This is a genomic window from Pseudomonas sp. UYEF17 (genome assembly GCF_040546125.1).
Classification (GTDB): Bacteria; Pseudomonadota; Gammaproteobacteria; order Pseudomonadales; family Pseudomonadaceae; genus Aquipseudomonas; species Aquipseudomonas putida_Z.
On record NZ_JBEPNE010000014.1, the window covers coordinates 75,227 to 91,613 of the forward strand.

Consider the following 16,387-nt stretch of genomic DNA (forward strand, 5'->3'; position numbering starts at 1 on the left):
CGTCGGATAAATGACGTTTCGCGTGGAGCTTTCACCCTCCTGATCTAGGCTCAAGCCATATGGGAGGAGGTGTAGTCCATGCGCAAACTATTGATTGGCTCGTCGATCCTGGCTTGTCTCGTGGTGCTGGGCGGCTGGTTGAGTCGACCGCAGCCGGTGCCGGTCAGGCTGCTGGAAGTTGAGCGGGGGCCGGTGGAGACGGTGGTGGCCAACACGCGCGCGGGTACGCTGAAGTCCTGTCGACGCTCGCACTTGTCCTTCAATGTCGGCGGCCAGGTTGCCGAGTTGCTGGTCAGCGAGGGCCAGCGGGTCCAGCCGGGTCAGGTGCTCATGCGCCTGCGGCAGGACGAGCAACAGGCCAGGCTGCAGGAAGCCGAGGCGCGGCTGGAGGCCCAGCGCAACACCCGCGAACAGCGCTGCCAGCAAGCTCTGCTGGACCGGCGCGACCTTGATCGCCTGGGCCAGTTGGCCGACCGCAAGTTGATTGCCGCCGACCGCCTCGATCAGGCGGCGACCAAGGCCAACCTGGCGAAGCTGATGTGCAGTGCCAGTGCCGTGCTGATCCGCGAGGCCGACGCCAGCCTGCAGCTGCAGCGTTCACTGCTGGAACAGACAACCCTGCGTGCACCATTCGCCGGCATCGTCGCAGAAATCAACGGCGAACTCGGCGAGTTCGTCACCCCTTCGCCGCCAGGTATTCCCACGCCGCCGGCAGTCGACCTGATCGACGACAGCTGCCTGTTTGTAGAGGCACCGATCGATGAGGTGGACGCTGCCCGGGTTCACCCGGGAACCGCCGTACGGATCAGCCTGGATGCCTTCCGTGGTCAGCACTTCACCGGCCGCGTCAGCCGCATCGCGCCCTATGTGCGCGAACTGGAGAAGCAGGCGCGCACCGTCGATGTCGAGGTGCGCTTCGACCAGCCGCCGGCAGACCTGGCCCTGCTCACCGGCTATAGCGCCGATGTCGAGATCCTCCTGGAGCAGCACGCGGGTGCCTTGCGCATCCCCACCGAGACCCTGCTGGAGGGGCAGCGTGTGCTGCGATATGACCCGAGCGCCCGGGTGTTGCGCGAGGTGCAGGTGCAAACCGGGCTGAGCAACTGGCGCTGGACCGAGGTGCTTGCAGGGCTGGACGAGGACGCACGCATAGTCGCCAGCCACGAGCAGGAAGGGCTCAAGGATACCGTGGCGGTGATCCCGGTGGATGCCGCGGAGACCGAGAAATGATCCGCCTGCGCGGCGGCAGCCGCAGCTTCCAGTTGGGCGAGCAGCAGGTGATGGGGCTGGATGGCCTGGACCTGGACATCGCGGCCGGTGACTACATGGCGGTGATGGGCCCGTCGGGCTCGGGCAAGTCGACCTTGCTGAACATCCTCGGCCTGCTCGACGCGCCGAGCGCCGGCGAATACTGGCTGCTGGGCGAGGCCACGGCGGCGCTGAGCGAGGCGCGCCGCGCCCAGTTGCGCAGCCGACTGATAGGTTTCGTGTTCCAGTCCTACCACCTGATCGCACGGCTTACGGTGCTGGAAAACATCGAGCTGCCGATGGTCCTCGCCGGCATTGGTGCGGCGCAACGGCGCAAGCGCAGCAGCCAATTGGTGGCACGCCTGGGGCTGGGCGAGCGCATTGCCCACCGCCCGGCCGAGCTGTCCGGTGGCCAGCGCCAGCGCGTGGCGATCGCCCGGGCGATGGTCATGCAACCGGCGCTGCTGTTGGCCGACGAACCCACCGGCAATCTCGATAGCCAGGCTGGCGCAGAGGTCTTCAGCCTGCTGGAGGAGCTCAACGGCGAGGGGCTGACCCTGATAGTGGTGACCCACGATGCCAGCCTGGGCGCCCGCGCACAGCGCCAGCTGCACATGCGTGACGGGCGGATCCACAGTATTGCGCCGCAGTGGGCGCTGGCCTGATGCGCGCTGCCGATGCCCTGGGTTTCTGGCTAGGTGCCTTGCGTGGGCATCGCTCACGCAGCCTGATGCTACTGCTGGCCATCGCTATCGGAGTGGTCGCGGTCAACCTGCTCACCGGTCTTGGCGCGGGGGCGCGGGCCTTCGTCCTGAACGAGTTCTCGCTGCTCGGGCGCGACATCCTCATCGTTTTCCCGGGGCGCAAGGAAACCACGGGGCGAATGCCGCCGCTCACCGGCCTGACACCACACGAGTTGACCTTGCAGGATGTCCAGGCCATCACCCGGTTGCCGGGCATCCACCGGGTCGCGCCGCAGCAGGCCGGGCAGATGGAGGTGATAGTCGGCAACCGCAATCGTGAGGTGCTGACGCTGGGCACCACCCGGGACTTCTTCGCCATTCGCCAACTGGCGGTCGTACAAGGCCAGCCCCTGCCGACGCTGGACCCTGAGCAGGCCGAGGCCGTCTGCGTGATCGGCGGCAAACTCCGGCGCGAGCTGTTCGGGGCTCGCCCGGCTCTGGGTGAATGGTTGCGCGCTGGCGACCGGCGCTTCCGGGTGGTCGGCATTCTCGGCGAGCGGGGCGAATCGCTGGGGATGGATTTCGCCGAGATGTTGATCATCCCGGTGGCCAGCGCCCAGGCCTTGTTCAATAGCGAGGGGTTGTCGCGGGTGTTTGTCGAGGTGCATGGTCCGAGCTTTCTCGACCGTAGCAAGCAGCTGATACTCGCCACGCTCAAGGAGCGCCACGAGGGTGAGGAGGACGTCACCCTGGTCAGCCAGGACAGCCTGCTCAGCGCCTTCGACCAGATACTCGCGGTGCTGACCCTGGCGGTGGCCGGCATTGCCGCGATCAGCCTGCTGGTGGCAGGCATCCTGATCATGAACGTGACCTGGATTGCAGTAAGCCAGCGCAGCGCCGAGATCGGCCTGCTCAAAGCCATAGGCGTGACGGCGGCGCAGCTGCGCCTGCTGTTCCTCGGCGAGGCGGCGCTGCTGGCCCTGACAGGGGCACTGGCAGGGCTGCTGCTGGCCGAAACCTTGCTCTGGCTGGGGCGCCTGGCGTTCGATCTGCCGCTCTATGCCCCCTGGTGGGCGCGGGCTGGCGCCGTGCTGCTGGCACTCGGCACGGCGCTGCTGTTCGCCTGGCTGCCGGCCGCTCGGGCCTCGGCGCTGGAGCCGGTGGCGGCGCTACGCCCGCCGGGAGCGCACTGATGCGCTGGCAAGATGGTTTCCGGCTGACCAGCTCGGCGCTGACCTGCCGCCCGCTGCGCAGCCTGCTGACCCTGCTCGGGGTAGCGATCGGCATAGCCGCCGTGGCGCTGCTCACGGCCATAGGCGAAGGCGTGCGCGGCTATGTGCTGGAGAACTTCTCGCAGTTTGGTACGCGGATCATCACCGTGCGCCCGGGCAAGACCCAGACCAGCGGCCTCGGCGGCCTGCTTGGCAGCGTGCGGCCACTGACCATCAGTGACACCGACGCCCTGCGGCGCTTGCCGCATGTCGAGGCAGCGGTGCCGATCATTCAGGGCAGCGGGAATATCCAGTTCGGTCAACTGAGCCGGCGCAGCGACATTCTCGGTGGCGGCCATCAGATGGCGCAGGCCTGGCGCATGCAACTGAGCCTGGGCGAGTTCCTGCCCCCGGCCCGTGACGGCCGTTCGCCGCCCTATGTGGTGCTCGGCCATCAGCTGCGTACCGAACTGTTCGGGGCGCGCAACCCGCTGGGTGAGCTGATCCGCGTCGGCGGCGTGCGTTTCCGGGTGATCGGCGTGATGGCGGAGAAAGGCCAGTTGCTCGGTTTCAATCTCGACGATATTGCCTACATCCCGGTGGACTGGGCGGAAAGCCTGTTCAACCGCACCGGAGTGGTCAAAGCCCATGTGGTGTTCGGCGCAGGTACCACGTCACGGGCATTGAGCCGGCAGATTCGCGAGGTGCTCGGCGAACGACACGGTGCGGAGGATTTCAGCCTGACCACCCAGGACGACATGCTGCGCAGCTTCAACCGCGTTCTCGGCACCCTGAGCCTGGCCATTGGTGCCTTGGGGGGCATTTCGCTGCTGGTCGGCGCCGTCGGCATTCTCACCATCATGACGACCACTGTGGGCGAGCGCACGGCAGAAATCGGCCTGTTGCGGGCGATTGGCGCCAGTCCGCGGCAGGTACTTGGGTTGTTTCTCGCTGAAGCGACACTGCTGTCCCTGGCCGGTGGCCTGCTTGGCCTGCTGTTGATGGGCATGCTGCTGGGGCTACTGCACCTGGCCATGCCGAGCCTGCCCTTGGCGCTGCAACCGCTGTTTCTGCTGCTGGCGCTGCTGCTGGCGGCGATGCTCAGCATTCTCGCCGGCCTGGCTCCGGCCGTGCGGGCGGCCCGCTTGCATCCGGTGGCAGCGCTGCGCATCGAGTAGCGGCCAGGCCAAAGGGCCCCTTGATGGGGCTGCTTTGCAGCCCTTCGCGGGCACGCCCGCTCCCATAGAACAACACATGACTCATCGGTTCAGTGAAGTCCTGTAGGAGCAGCCTTGTGCTGCGAAGAGGCCGGTACTGACAAAGCCTTTCTATTGCTTGCACCGGCCTCTTCGCAGCACAAGGCTGCTCCTACAAAGGACGCGTCAAACGAGCGATATTTGTTCTCTGCGCGACAGCGCAGCCCAAAAGGGCTGGGTAATCTCCCACAGAATACATAGCCCAAAGATTTCGCAGGGCCTTGTGGGAGCGGGTTTACCCGCGAACACCGGCAAAGCCGGTGCCATACACCGCGTCGCATTCTTCGCGGGTGAACCCGCTCCCACAGAGTGCGCGGCGCGCTTACTGAATTTGACCCACCACAAGCTGACAGAAAAGTAATCTGAAGCTCAGCCAGCTGACAGCGCAGGTCCGCTAGCGTGAAGGAAGATTGTGGGGCTTCTCGACCCACGGCTGGGGCGTTCAACCGCCTGAACACCAGCAACTTTTCGACTGACTGGACGCAACGGCATGCAAAGCAAAACCACCAGACGCTCCTTCGTCAAAGGCCTGGCCGCTACCGGACTGCTTGGCGGGCTGGGCATGTGGCGCACGCCGGTCTGGGCCGTGACCAGCCCCGGCCAACCGAATGTGCTGAGCGGCACCGAATTCGACCTCTACATCGGTGAGCTGCCGGTCAACATTACCGGCACTGCACGTACAGCGATGGCAATCAATGGCTCCATTCCCGGGCCCATCCTACGCTGGCGCGAAGGCGATACCGTCACGCTGCGTGTGCGCAACCGCTTGCAGCAGGACACCTCCATCCACTGGCACGGCATCATCCTGCCGGCGAACATGGACGGCGTGCCGGGCCTGAGCTTCCATGGCATCGCCCCCGACGGCATGTATGAGTACAAGTTCAAGGTCCAGCAAAACGGCACCTACTGGTACCACAGCCACTCCGGTTTCCAGGAGCAGGTCGGGGTTTATGGCGCCTTGGTCATCGATGCGAAGGAGCCTGAGCCGTTCACCTATGACCGGGACTACGTGGTCATGCTCAGCGACTGGACGGATGAAGACCCTGCACGGGTGCTGTCCAAGCTCAAGAAGCAGTCCGACTACTACAACTACCACAAGCGCACGGTGGGCGATTTCGTCAACGATGTGAGCGAAATGGGCTGGTCCGCCGCGGTAGCCGACCGCAAGATGTGGGCCGAGATGAAAATGAGCCCCACCGATCTCGCTGACGTGAGCGGCTACACCTACACGTACCTGATGAACGGCCAGGCCCCGGACGGTAACTGGACGGGCGTGTTCAAGCCGGGCGAGAAAATCCGCCTGCGCTTCATCAACGGCTCGGCCATGACGTATTTCGATGTGCGAATTCCCGGCCTGAAGATGACGGTTGTCGCGGCGGATGGGCAGCATGTCAAACCCGTTGCGGTCGACGAGTTCCGCATCGCCGTTGCCGAAACCTACGATGTCATCGTCGAGCCCGAAAGCGAGCAGGCTTACACCATCTTCGCTCAATCCATGGACCGTACCGGGTATTCCAGGGGCACCCTGGCTGTTCGCGAAGGCTTGCAAGCCCCTGTTCCAGCTGTCGATCCACGGCCAATCATTTCCATGAGCGATATGGGCATGGATCACGGCGACATGGCAGGCATGGATCACGGCAGCATGGCAGGCATGGACCACGGCAACATGGCCGGCATGGACCATGGCGACATGGCTGGTACCAGCGCGCCCATGCAGAGCCACCCAGACTCCGAGACCAACAACCCCCTGGTCGACATGCAGACCATGACCCCGACACCAAAACTGGGCGATCCGGGCATCGGCCTGCGTGACAACGGCCGCCGTGTACTGACCTACGCGGACCTGCGCAGCACCTTCCCGGACCCGGACGGCCGCGCGCCTGGTCGCACAATCGAGCTGCACCTCACCGGCCACATGGAAAAGTTCGCCTGGTCCTTCGACGGCATCAAGTTTTCCGATGCCGAGCCACTGCGCCTCAAGTATGGCGAGCGCCTGCGCATCACCCTGGTCAACGACACCATGATGACCCACCCCATCCACCTGCATGGCATGTGGAGCGACCTGGAGGATGAAAACGGCAACTTCATGGTGCGCAAGCACACGATCGACATGCCGCCTGGCTCAAAACGAAGCTATCGCGTCACGGCAGATGCCCTGGGGCGTTGGGCCTATCACTGTCACCTGCTGTTCCACATGGAAATGGGCATGTTCCGCGAAGTCCGTGTGGACGAATGAACTGGAGATCCGAGATGAGCAAACCAATGAAACGAAGCGCGTTTTTCCTTTCTGCCGTGATGGCCGGCCTGTTTGCCGTATATGCCCCGCCGTCGTGGTCCGGCGACAACAACCAGCAGCCTGCCGATGGCGCAAAAGCCAAGGGTGCTCAAGGCACGGACCATGGTTCGATGAAGGGCATGGATCATGGCGCCATGAAGGGCATGGACCACGGTTCGATGAAGGGTATGGACCATGGCTCGATGCAAGGCATGGACCACGGCAAGATGATGGAATCCCATGGCAGCGACAAAGCCAAGGCAGGGAAAGATGCTCAATAGCCTGGCACGACCATCGCTGCTGGCATTGACCGTTTCGCTCGGCGTGCTGGGCGCTGCGCCCAGCTTCGCCGCTGAAGAAATGGACCATTCGATGATGGACCACGGCAAGATGGATCATGGCAGCATGCCGGGCATGGATCATGGGTCCATGGATCATGGAGCCATGAACCATGAAGCGATGGACCATTCGAAAATGAACCACGGCTCGGCGAATACGCCGACGACCAGCCGTACCCCGATCCCGGTGCTGACCGATGCCGACCGCCAGGCAGCCTTCCCCCCGTTGGGCGGGCATCAGATGCACGACAGTGCGGTCAACAGCTTTTTCCTGCTGGATCAACTCGAGTACCAGAACGCCGATGAAGGCAGCACGCTGGCCTGGGATGCTTCTGGCTGGGTAGGCGGCGATATCAACCGGCTGTGGATCCGCTCCGAAGGTGAACGTACCAACGGTGTCACCGAGGATGCCGAATTGCAGCTGCTGTACGGCCGCTCGATCAGCCCATGGTGGGATGTGGTTGCCGGGGTGCGCCAGGACTTCAAGCCTGAATCCCCCCAGACCTGGGCGGCATTCGGTATCCAGGGCATGGCGCTTTACGACTTCGAAGCCGAAGCCACCGCGTTCATTGGCGAGAACGGCCAGACTGCCGCGCGCCTGGAAGGCGACTACGACATTCTGCTGACCAACCGCCTGATCCTGCAGCCGACCGCTGAAGCCAATTTCTATGGCAAGAACGACCCTGGGCGCGGTGTGGGGTCCGGCCTGGCAAATACCGAAGTCGGGCTGCGCCTGCGCTATGAAATAGTCCGCCAGTTCGCCCCTTACATCGGCATCACCTGGAACCGCTCCTACGGCAAAACCGCCGATTTTATCCGCGACGAGGGTGGTGATGTGGATGAAGCGCGTTTCGTGGCCGGTATCCGCATGTGGTTTTGAGAACCAGACATGAAAAGAACAATAACAACGCTTGTTGCAGCAGGCGCGGTGGCCAGCGTGGCCGTGCTGGGTGCTGCGTACTCCGGCCTGGTTAACGTCGGGGCCGATGATCCCCATTTCCCCGCCGTGCATGCCTTTCTGGCCATGGCACGGGACCGCTCGATCGCAGTACGGGCCAGGGACATCGAGGTGCCGGACCTGAAAGATGAAACGCTGATTGGTACCGGCGCCGGTAACTACAATGCCATGTGCATCGGTTGTCACCTTGCCCCTGGCGTCGAGAAGACCGAGCTCAGCCAGGCTCTGTATCCATCGCCCCCCAACCTGACCCAAAGAGGGATTGGTGGCGACCCCGCTGCGGCGTTCTGGGCCATCAAGCACGGCATCAAGGCCTCCGGCATGCCGGCCTGGGGCAAGAGCATGGGCGATGAATACATCTGGGGCATCGTCGCCTTCCTGGACCAGCTACCCCAGTTGAACGCCCAGCAGTACAAAACGATGGTAGCGGCTAGTGGCGGCCACCAGCATGGTGGCGGCGAGAGTGAAATGCACAACCATGAAGGCCAGCACCGCGGCAACGTGCCTGGCCACCATGGTGAGCAGGCCTCGGGCGCAGGCCAGCGTGATGAGGGGCATTCAAAGGCGCATACTCATCGCGATGGCAAGGCGCACATCCACAAGAACTGAAGGCAAGCACTCACTGCTTCATACCCAACTCAGCATCATCCATCAGCGCCTTGGCCATCGCACTCAGGTAGTGCGCAGCCCAGATCATCATCGGCTTCTCATCCATCAGGCCGGTGATGGTCAGTTCGCGGACATAGCCCATCAACTCCGAAGATTGTTCGCGGGCATCGCGGCAGGGGATGCCGGGCTCGATGCGGAACAGTGGGTGGGTGCCGTGTTCGCCTTGGTAGAAGGTGGTTTTGCCGACGGTGAATTGGGTGTCTTCTGTGGTCATTGTTGAATCCCCTGAAAATTCTCGACTGCCTGGACGGGCCCTTTCGCGGGTGAACCCGCTCCCACAGGTACTGTGCAAGTCTTGAAGACTGTGGTGATCCTGTGGGAGCGGGTTTACCCGCGAAAGGGCCCGCCCAGACAACACATCACTCAAGCCTCAGTGCAAAGTCCTGGGCCCAGTGGGCATCTGCACCTGAATCAATGCCGACTCCAGCAAAGCCCGCAGCGTCTCCAGTTCATGCATCGACGTCATCATCAAAACCGACGCCGGCGACTTGGGCTGCAGCAGCATGGCCTGATGCACAACGGTCGCAGCGCACAGCGCATAGTCCGTGGCCTGGATCAGGGTGTCTTCAAGGGAATGAATATCGTGGGGTGGATCGGGGACAATCTTAAGCATGGTGAGGTTCTCAATTGATTGGCTAGAACCGCCACTCATTACTTGCAGTGTGATGGGGGGCGGCCACGTACAGGTCTGCAAGACCGGCAGAGAACGAAACCGGCAGGTTCGAAAACCTCCCGTACGCAGCCACCATAAAGCGCGCGCAATGGCATGCCATTGGCTATTGGTGATCGGTAATCGTTCTCTGAGCGGGCTTGCAGGCCCGGTCGCTGATTTGGCAACGACTGGGCCACACTAGTCCGCCAGGAACACCACCGCAATGGCTCAAGGGCGCTAGGAAGCTATTTCAGAAATGGCCTACGCGCAACGGGAAAAATCTGATTATCAGAAGTCATACCGCGCCCCAACCATCATGCTCCGCGACGGCCCGTAGAAGTTGAACGTTGAGGTCGACCCCACCCGCGACAGGTAGTCCCGGTCGAACAGGTTGTTGATGTTGACGGTGGCCGTCAGCTTCGAGGTAACCGGATAAGACAGCATTGCATCCACCGTCGCATAGCCTGGCGCGTCGATGCGCACACCGCCGTTCTCGGAATAGAAGTTGCTCATCGCCGAAATACCGCCACCAATGGCCAGGCCGTTCAGCGGCCCTTGGCTGATGGTGTACTTGCTCCACAGCGATGCCTGGTTGCGCGGCATGATGAAGAAGGTGGTTTCGGCATCGCCCTTGAGGGTTTCGGTTTCCATCCAGGTGTAGCCGGCCAGCACTTCCCAGTTCGGCGTCAGCTTGCCGCTCACTTCCACTTCAGCGCCTTTCACACGGGTCTTGCCGGATGCCACAGAGTCAGTGGTAGCGACACCGTCGGCGTCATACACGGTGGTCGCGCGGTTCTTGTCCGTCAGGCGGAACACCGAAAAGCGAGTATTCAGGTCGCCGCCGAAGTAGCTGCTCTTGAGACCGAACTCGTACTGCTCGCCCTCACGCGGCTTGAGCACCCGGCCATTGCTGTCGGTGTCGGACTGCGGCTTGAAAACCTGCGAATAGCTGGCGTACAGCGCATGGTTCTCGGTCAGGTCGTAGACCAGGCCGCCATACGGGGTGAAGTGGCCATCCACGCGCTTGCTGTCGTTGGTGGTGGCGCCGCTGCTGAGGGTAGTGGTGTAGAAATCACCGCGATACCAGCTGAAGCGGCCCCCGGCGATCAGCGCCAGACGCTCGACCGGGCGGAAGGTGACCTTGGAGTACAGGCCGTATTCCTCTTCCTGCATACCGGTCTCGGTGCTGTAGTTGGGCGATGGCTTGGCGAACTGCTTGGGCGAGTATGTGTTGACGTTGATGGCGCCCAGGTTGGTTGTGCCGTTGAGGTACTCGGTGTCGTAGTTCTTGTAGTCGCTGCCGACCACGAATTCGCTGACCTGGCCGAAGGTTTCGAACGGCTGGCTGTAGCTGGCGTCCAGCGAGTAGGTGTCCTGGGTGAAATCGCGGGCGCTGGCGCGCTCGGAATTCGCGCCAGTGGTGGCGTTGGTCGCGGTGAAGGCGTACAGGTAATTGGTGTCGCGATGCGAGCCACGGGCTGCGACACGGCCATAGCCGCCGTTGTCGAAGCGGTGGGTCAGCTCGGCGACCAGGTCGGTGGTCTTGCCGTCGAAGTAATTCCAGTCGGCCCCCAGGAACTTCGAATGGCTGAAGTCGGGTACTTCGCCGGACAGCGTTGCCGGATAGCCATTGTGCGGGGTGATGTTCTTCACTTCATGAATCAGGCCGAACGACAGGGTGGTGGCGTCGTCCAGGTCGACGTCCAGCGCACCGTAGTAGCTGTTGCTGGTGTTGGCGTTGTAGTCGACCTCGCCATTGGTGTCGTCACGCGAGGCGATGAAGCGCCCACGCACGCGGCCGGCATCATCCAGCGGCCCGCTCAGGTCGATTTCTTCGTGGTTGGTGTCCCAGGTGCCATAGCTGCCTTCAACGTGCCCCTGGAACTCGGCGGTCGGGCGCTTGCGCACCATGTTGACGATGCCGCCCAGTTCGCTGGTGCTGCTGAACAGCCCGGCCGGGCCACGCATGATCTCGACACGGTCGAATGCCGCCAGTGACGGTACTGTACCGAAGATGCTGGCCATGGGCGCCGGCAGGCCGTCGATATTGAACTCGCTGTACTCGTAGCCACGGGCGTAGATCGACGAACGGCCACTGTCGTTGGTCAGGGTTCGCAGGCCGGCGGTGTACTTGGCCAGGTCATCGAGGTGCACGAACTGGCGGTCCTTGACGTAGTCCTGGGTGTAGACGGTGATCGATTGCGGGATGTCCTTGAGCGCTGCGGGGGTCTTGGTGCCCACGGTGGCGGCATCCACGCTGTAGCCGCCAGTTTCTTCCGACGGCAGCATGTCATACAGGCGGTTGCCTTCGATGGTCAATGCCGGCAGGTCAAGCGCGCTGTCCTCGGCAGACGCCTGAGTCGCTACCGTCTCGGCCAGTGCCGACAACGAAAACGGCGCCAACAGCCCCAGCACCAGCCAGCCCCGAACCCGTCGCGAGTCCCCCAAACTTTTGAAACTGCTCATGACACACCCTTTCCCCAAATGGTAGTAATTCGCAAACGAAACAAGTTGCTTTTTGCGAACGATACCGAAGGGAAATCGGGGGTGCAGCAGGATTAACCTTCTTAACACATCCAGGCGTTGCCCTCGCCCTGCCGGCAATGGGATGATTCGTAACTGATACGAATTCTCATTCAAGGCTCGCCGTGCCCACCTCACTCCTCCTAGCCGAAGACGACGCAAGCCTGCGTCAGGACTTGGAACGCCATTTCCTCAACCGGGGTTTCCGGGTGCACGCATGCGCCACCGGCGCCCAGGCCCTGAATGCCATACAGCAATCACAGTTCGAGCTGGTGCTGCTGGATATCATGCTGCCAGGCATCGACGGCCTCAGCCTGCTCGACGAGTTGCGCCAGCAGCAGGCGGTGCCGGTCATGCTGATGTCGGCGTTGGGGGCCGAGCAGGATCGCATCAGTGGCTTTACCCGGGGCGCGGACGATTACCTGCCCAAGCCCTTCAGCCTGGCCGAGCTGGACGCCCGGGTCGATGCATTGCTGCGGCGTGTGGCGTTCGATCGTGGTACGGCGCTGCGTGCCGACGTCGGCGAGGTGATGCTCGACCAGGACCGCCAGGACGTTATCCACAACGGCAAGGCTGCCGGCCTCACCGCGTCCGAATTCCGCTTGCTGGCCACCCTGCGGGCCCACCCTTCCGAAGCCTTGAGCAAACCATTTCTCTACCAGACCGTGCTGCACCGGGCCTACACCCGCCTGGATCGCGGCCTGGATGTGCATGTGTGCAACCTGCGCCGCAAGCTGGCCGACATCGATGCCCAGCACCTGCAGATCCAGGCCGTACGCGGCCAAGGGTACATCCTGGTCGACACGGAACAAGCCTGATGCGCCGTCATCCCTTGCTATGGAAACTGGCCGTACTGCAGGTTGGCTTCTGCCTGTTGCTGACCTGGCTGATCTGGACCTGGGGCCTGTCGGTGGAGCGCAGTACCTACTTCCTGTCCCAAGCCGACCAGGACTACCTGGCGCGCTTTGCACAGCAAGCCGAACAGGCCTGGGAGCAAGGCGGCGCGGAGGGTGCCGAGGCCTGGCGCAGGCAACTGGAACAGGCCGAGGGCACTTGGGTGGCGCTGGTCGGGCCGCACCTGCAGAGCCTTGGCACCACCCCACTGAGCGCTGAGGAAGCCAGCCACCTGACCTTCATGCGCAAGCTCGACTGGCCGATGAGCCGGCGCCTGCAGGATGAACTGCCCTACGTCAGCATCGAGTTCCCGCAACACCCCGAGCACGGTCGCCTGGTAATGCAACTGCCCGAACACCTGTTGCCTACCGGCCTGACCCCATGGACCCATGTAATCACCCATGGCGTTGCCCCCACGCTACTCGCCCTGCTGCTGGTTCTGGCGCTGTACCGCCACCTTGTGGTGCCACTGAACCGCCTGCGCGACCGCGCCGACGCCCTGCGTGCCGACGACCTCGACAGCCCGGCCCTGCCCCTGCAGGAGCGGCGCGATGAGCTTGGCGAACTGGCGCAGGCCTTCGAGCACATGGCCGGGCGCCTGCGCCAGAGCCTGGAGCAGCAGCGCCTGTTGCTGCGCACGCTGTCTCACGAACTGCGCACGCCGCTGGCGCGGCTGCGCATCGCCCATGACAGCGGCTTGCCGCCGGCCCAGTTGCGCAAGCGCCTGGACCGCGAGGTCGCCGACATGCAGAAGCTTCTGGAGGACACGCTGGACCTGGCCTGGATGGACACCGAACAGCCCAGCTTGCCGACCGAACCGGTGTTGATGGTTTCGGTGTGGGAAGCCTTGTGCCAGGACATCTGCTTCGAAAGCGGCTGGGACCGCGCCCGCCTGCCCTGCTCGCTCGGCCCCGACTGCGTGGTGCAAGCCCACCTGGACAGCCTGGCCCAAGCCCTGGAAAACCTGATGCGCAATGCCATCCGCCACTCGCCGGCCGAGGGCCGGGTCAGCCTGGATGGCTGGTTGGAGGGCGACTGCTGGCACCTGCGCCTGAGTGACCAGGGGCCCGGGGTGCCGCACGCCGAGCTCGAACGCATCTTCAAGCCCTACCAGCGGCTGGCCGACAGCGGCGCGGGCTTCGGCCTGGGCCTGGCCATCGCCCGCCGCGCCATCGAACTGCAAGGCGGTCGCTTGTGGGCCAGCAACGGTCACCCAGGCCTGTGCCTGCACATGACTTTGCCGATGACCCGGGACTGTTTAGAAAGTTAATGCGCTTTACGCTCAATCAGGACTGATTATCATCTTGGCGTTTCTGCCTTGCGCTCCTTGCAAAGCCCTGATGAGACACCTGATGAGCAAGATGACCCTGACACTGGTTTTGGCACTGGCCCTTGCGACCCCAGCCGCCCTGGCACAGCCCGAGCATCAACAGAGGATGGATACCTCGCTGCTGCAGCGCCAGGACCTGGCCTACCGCTTCAGCCAGCTCGACCTGGACTCGGCCGATGGCCAGCGTCATTACCGCTTGTGGGTCGGCAAACCAGACCGCCCGGCGCCAGCGGCGGGTTACCCGGTGCTGTGGATGCTCGATGGCAACGCCGCGCTGGGGGCGCTGGACAGCCTGCTGCTGGGCAAGCTTGCCGCCGGCCAGGCGCCATTGCTGGTGGCCGTGGGGTACCAGACCGATCAGCGGATCGAGCGGGTCGGGCGTACCTATGACTACACCCCGGCGTTGCCTGGGCAGGCTGAGCAACTGGACCCGTTGACCGGGCAACCGAGCGGTGGCGTGGACGAGTTCCTCGATCTGCTGAGCGAGCGCATGCGGCCGCTGGTGGCGGGTGTGGCACCGATCGACCTGCAGCGGCAGACGTTGTGGGGGCATTCCTACGGTGGGTTGGCCGTGCTGCATGCGCTGTTCACCCGGCCTGGGGCTTTCAGCGACTATGTGGCGGCCAGCCCTTCGCTGTGGTGGCATGACGGTGCGATCGTGCGTGAGGCGCAGGGGCTTGACCAGCGCTTGGGTAGCAGCCGGCCTCGATTGTTGCTGATGCGCGGGAGTGAGGAGCCGGCTAACCCGCGCATGCCGGTGCAAGGGGATGGAGAACGGGCGGCGCGGGAGCTGGTGGCAGACCTGGCCAAGGTGCCGGGGTTGCAGGCACGGTTCGAGCGGATTGACGGGCTGGGGCATGGGCCGATGTTACCGGCCTCGCTGAAGCGGGTGATTGAAGGGATGTCTCGATAACCTGCACTGGCCTCTTCGCGGGTAAACCCGCTCCCACAGAGCCCCCACAGGCTTCACCTTCAGTTGCAACCTGCGCCATCACAGGCTTCATCTTTTCATGGCAACCTGTGCCCCATAGGTTCACTCGATCCCTGTGGGAGCGGGTTTACCCGCGAAGAGGCCGGCACAGGCAGCACCCCGTCAGCCCTTCACACACACCACCTGCCGCAAGGTGTGCACCACCTCCACCAATTCCTGCTGCGCGCGCATCACCGCATCGATGTCCTTGTAGGCCATGGGGATCTCGTCGATCACCTCCTTGTCCTTGCGGCATTCCACATGCGCCGTGGCCCGCCGCTGGTCTTCCACGGTGAAGCGGCTCTTGGCCTTGGTCCGGCTCATCATCCGGCCAGCACCATGGCTGCAGGAACAGAAAGATTCCTCGTTGCCCAGCCCTCGCACGATGAAGCTCTTGGCCCCCATCGAGCCGGGAATGATGCCCAACTGCCCTTTCTGCGCCGACACCGCCCCCTTGCGCGTCACCAGCACCTCTCGGCCAAAATGCTGCTCGCGCTGCACATAGTTATGGTGGCAGTTCACCGCTTCCAGGCTGGCCTCAAACGGTTTGCCCAGCGCCTTGCGAGCCGCACCGACCACCGCCAGCATCATCAGTTCGCGGTTCTGCCTGGCGTAATCCTGCGCCCACTCCACCGCTTCGACGTAGTCGGCGAAATGGCGGCTGCCTTCCTCGAAATACGCCAGGTCCTTGTCCGGCAGGTTGGCCAGGTGCTGGCGCATGTCGGCCTGGGCCAGTTCGATGAACAGGTTGCCGATGGCATTGCCCACACCCCGGGAGCCGCTGTGCAGCATGAACCAGACGCGGTCGGCCTCGTCCAGGCACACCTCGATGAAGTGGTTGCCGCCGCCCAGCGTCCCCAGGTGATGGCGGTTATTGGTCTTCTCCAGCCGCGGGTACTTGTCGGTGATGGCCTTGAAGCGCCCGGCCAACTGCCCCCAGGCCTTGTCCGCCTTGGCTGGCACATCGGCCCAGGCGCCCTGGTCACGTTTGCCGAAGGTCTTTCCATGCGGCACGGCGTGCTCGATGGCATTGCGCAGGCCATGCAGGTTGTCCGGCAGGTCGCGGGCGTGCAGCGACGTGCGCGCGGCGATCATGCCGCAGCCGATATCCACACCCACCGCGGCGGGGATGATCGCGCCAACCGTGGGTATCACACTGCCAATGGTCGAGCCCTTGCCCAGGTGCACGTACGGCATCACTGCCAGGTGCTTGAAGATGAACGGCATCCTGGCCGTGTTGAGCAGTTGCTTGCGGGCGTCGTCTTCCACCGGCACGCCGTCGGTCCACAACTTGACCGGCTTGCCGCCGGCGACCTGGAGAATGTCCATGGGGTTGTTCCTCGAATGCATAGCCGAATGATACCGCCAAAGGTCGTAGAG

15 protein-coding genes are annotated in these 16,387 nt (G+C 63.6%); 11 read left to right on the forward strand and 4 right to left on the reverse strand.

The features are described 5' to 3' along the window. Nucleotides 1-78 precede the first annotated feature (78 nt). The 8 genes from ABIB24_RS19380 (at nucleotide 79) to ABIB24_RS19415 (ending at nucleotide 8,578) form a co-directional block, all read left to right on the forward strand. Nucleotides 79-1,230 (forward strand): efflux RND transporter periplasmic adaptor subunit, encoded by a 1,152-nt coding sequence (locus ABIB24_RS19380; protein WP_085617845.1) that lies wholly within the window; start codon nucleotides 79-81, stop codon nucleotides 1,228-1,230. Next, nucleotides 1,227-1,913, forward strand: coding sequence for an ABC transporter ATP-binding protein (locus ABIB24_RS19385; protein ID WP_274078659.1), 687 nt, complete (start codon nucleotides 1,227-1,229; stop codon nucleotides 1,911-1,913). The genes ABIB24_RS19380 and ABIB24_RS19385 overlap by 4 nt, the downstream gene beginning before the upstream one ends. Then, nucleotides 1,913-3,124 (forward strand): ABC transporter permease, encoded by a 1,212-nt coding sequence (locus tag ABIB24_RS19390; RefSeq protein WP_274078660.1) that lies wholly within the window; start codon nucleotides 1,913-1,915, stop codon nucleotides 3,122-3,124. Before ABIB24_RS19385 ends, ABIB24_RS19390 begins: the two co-directional genes overlap by 1 nt. Further along, entirely contained in the window at nucleotides 3,124-4,320 is a 1,197-nt protein-coding gene (locus ABIB24_RS19395) for an ABC transporter permease (RefSeq protein ID WP_354317024.1), read from the forward strand. The genes ABIB24_RS19390 and ABIB24_RS19395 overlap by 1 nt, the downstream gene beginning before the upstream one ends. 568 nt (nucleotides 4,321-4,888) lie before the next feature. Continuing rightward, complete coding sequence (locus ABIB24_RS19400; RefSeq protein WP_274078661.1) at nucleotides 4,889-6,634, forward strand: copper resistance system multicopper oxidase; 1,746 nt, start codon at nucleotides 4,889-4,891, stop codon at nucleotides 6,632-6,634. Then, the gene (locus ABIB24_RS19405) at nucleotides 6,631-6,954 is read left to right on the forward strand and encodes a hypothetical protein (RefSeq protein ID WP_354317025.1); all 324 of its coding nucleotides are present in this window, start codon (nucleotides 6,631-6,633) and stop codon (nucleotides 6,952-6,954) included. The genes ABIB24_RS19400 and ABIB24_RS19405 overlap by 4 nt, the downstream gene beginning before the upstream one ends. Continuing rightward, nucleotides 6,944-7,891, forward strand: a complete 948-nt coding sequence (locus ABIB24_RS19410; protein ID WP_354317026.1) for a copper resistance protein B — start codon at nucleotides 6,944-6,946, stop codon at nucleotides 7,889-7,891. Before ABIB24_RS19405 ends, ABIB24_RS19410 begins: the two co-directional genes overlap by 11 nt. Nucleotides 7,892-7,900: 9 nt before the next feature. Beyond that, nucleotides 7,901-8,578: a c-type cytochrome gene (locus ABIB24_RS19415; protein ID WP_354317027.1), complete on the forward strand. Its 678-nt coding sequence runs from the start codon at nucleotides 7,901-7,903 to the stop codon at nucleotides 8,576-8,578. Nucleotides 8,579-8,588: 10 nt separating this feature from the next. On the opposite strand, the gene ABIB24_RS19420 is transcribed toward ABIB24_RS19415, so the two are convergent. From ABIB24_RS19420 to ABIB24_RS19430, 3 genes are all read right to left on the reverse strand, one after another. Next, nucleotides 8,589-8,852, reverse strand: a complete 264-nt coding sequence (locus ABIB24_RS19420) for a DUF3077 domain-containing protein (protein ID WP_085617830.1) — start codon at nucleotides 8,850-8,852, stop codon at nucleotides 8,589-8,591. Between the two features lie 156 nt (nucleotides 8,853-9,008). Beyond that, nucleotides 9,009-9,251: a hypothetical protein gene (locus tag ABIB24_RS19425; protein ID WP_025337535.1), complete on the reverse strand. Its 243-nt coding sequence runs from the start codon at nucleotides 9,249-9,251 to the stop codon at nucleotides 9,009-9,011. A 327-nt stretch (nucleotides 9,252-9,578) separates the two neighbouring features. After that, nucleotides 9,579-11,756, reverse strand: coding sequence for a TonB-dependent siderophore receptor (locus ABIB24_RS19430; protein ID WP_274078663.1), 2,178 nt, complete (start codon nucleotides 11,754-11,756; stop codon nucleotides 9,579-9,581). Nucleotides 11,757-11,938: 182 nt separating this feature from the next. On the opposite strand from ABIB24_RS19430, the gene ABIB24_RS19435 reads away from it, so the two are divergent. The 3 genes from ABIB24_RS19435 (at nucleotide 11,939) to ABIB24_RS19445 (ending at nucleotide 14,950) form a co-directional block, all read left to right on the forward strand. Beyond that, nucleotides 11,939-12,631, forward strand: a complete 693-nt coding sequence (locus ABIB24_RS19435) for a response regulator transcription factor (RefSeq protein ID WP_274078664.1) — start codon at nucleotides 11,939-11,941, stop codon at nucleotides 12,629-12,631. After that, nucleotides 12,631-13,977, forward strand: coding sequence for a HAMP domain-containing sensor histidine kinase (locus ABIB24_RS19440; protein WP_137162885.1), 1,347 nt, complete (start codon nucleotides 12,631-12,633; stop codon nucleotides 13,975-13,977). The genes ABIB24_RS19435 and ABIB24_RS19440 overlap by 1 nt, the downstream gene beginning before the upstream one ends. Before the next feature lie 82 nt (nucleotides 13,978-14,059). Then, nucleotides 14,060-14,950: an alpha/beta hydrolase gene (locus tag ABIB24_RS19445; protein WP_274078665.1), complete on the forward strand. Its 891-nt coding sequence runs from the start codon at nucleotides 14,060-14,062 to the stop codon at nucleotides 14,948-14,950. Nucleotides 14,951-15,130: 180 nt separating this feature from the next. On the opposite strand, the gene ABIB24_RS19450 is transcribed toward ABIB24_RS19445, so the two are convergent. After that, a complete protein-coding gene (locus ABIB24_RS19450; protein WP_354317028.1) occupies nucleotides 15,131-16,336 on the reverse strand; it encodes an RtcB family protein in 1,206 nt (401 codons plus the stop codon). Nucleotides 16,337-16,387 lie beyond the last annotated feature (51 nt).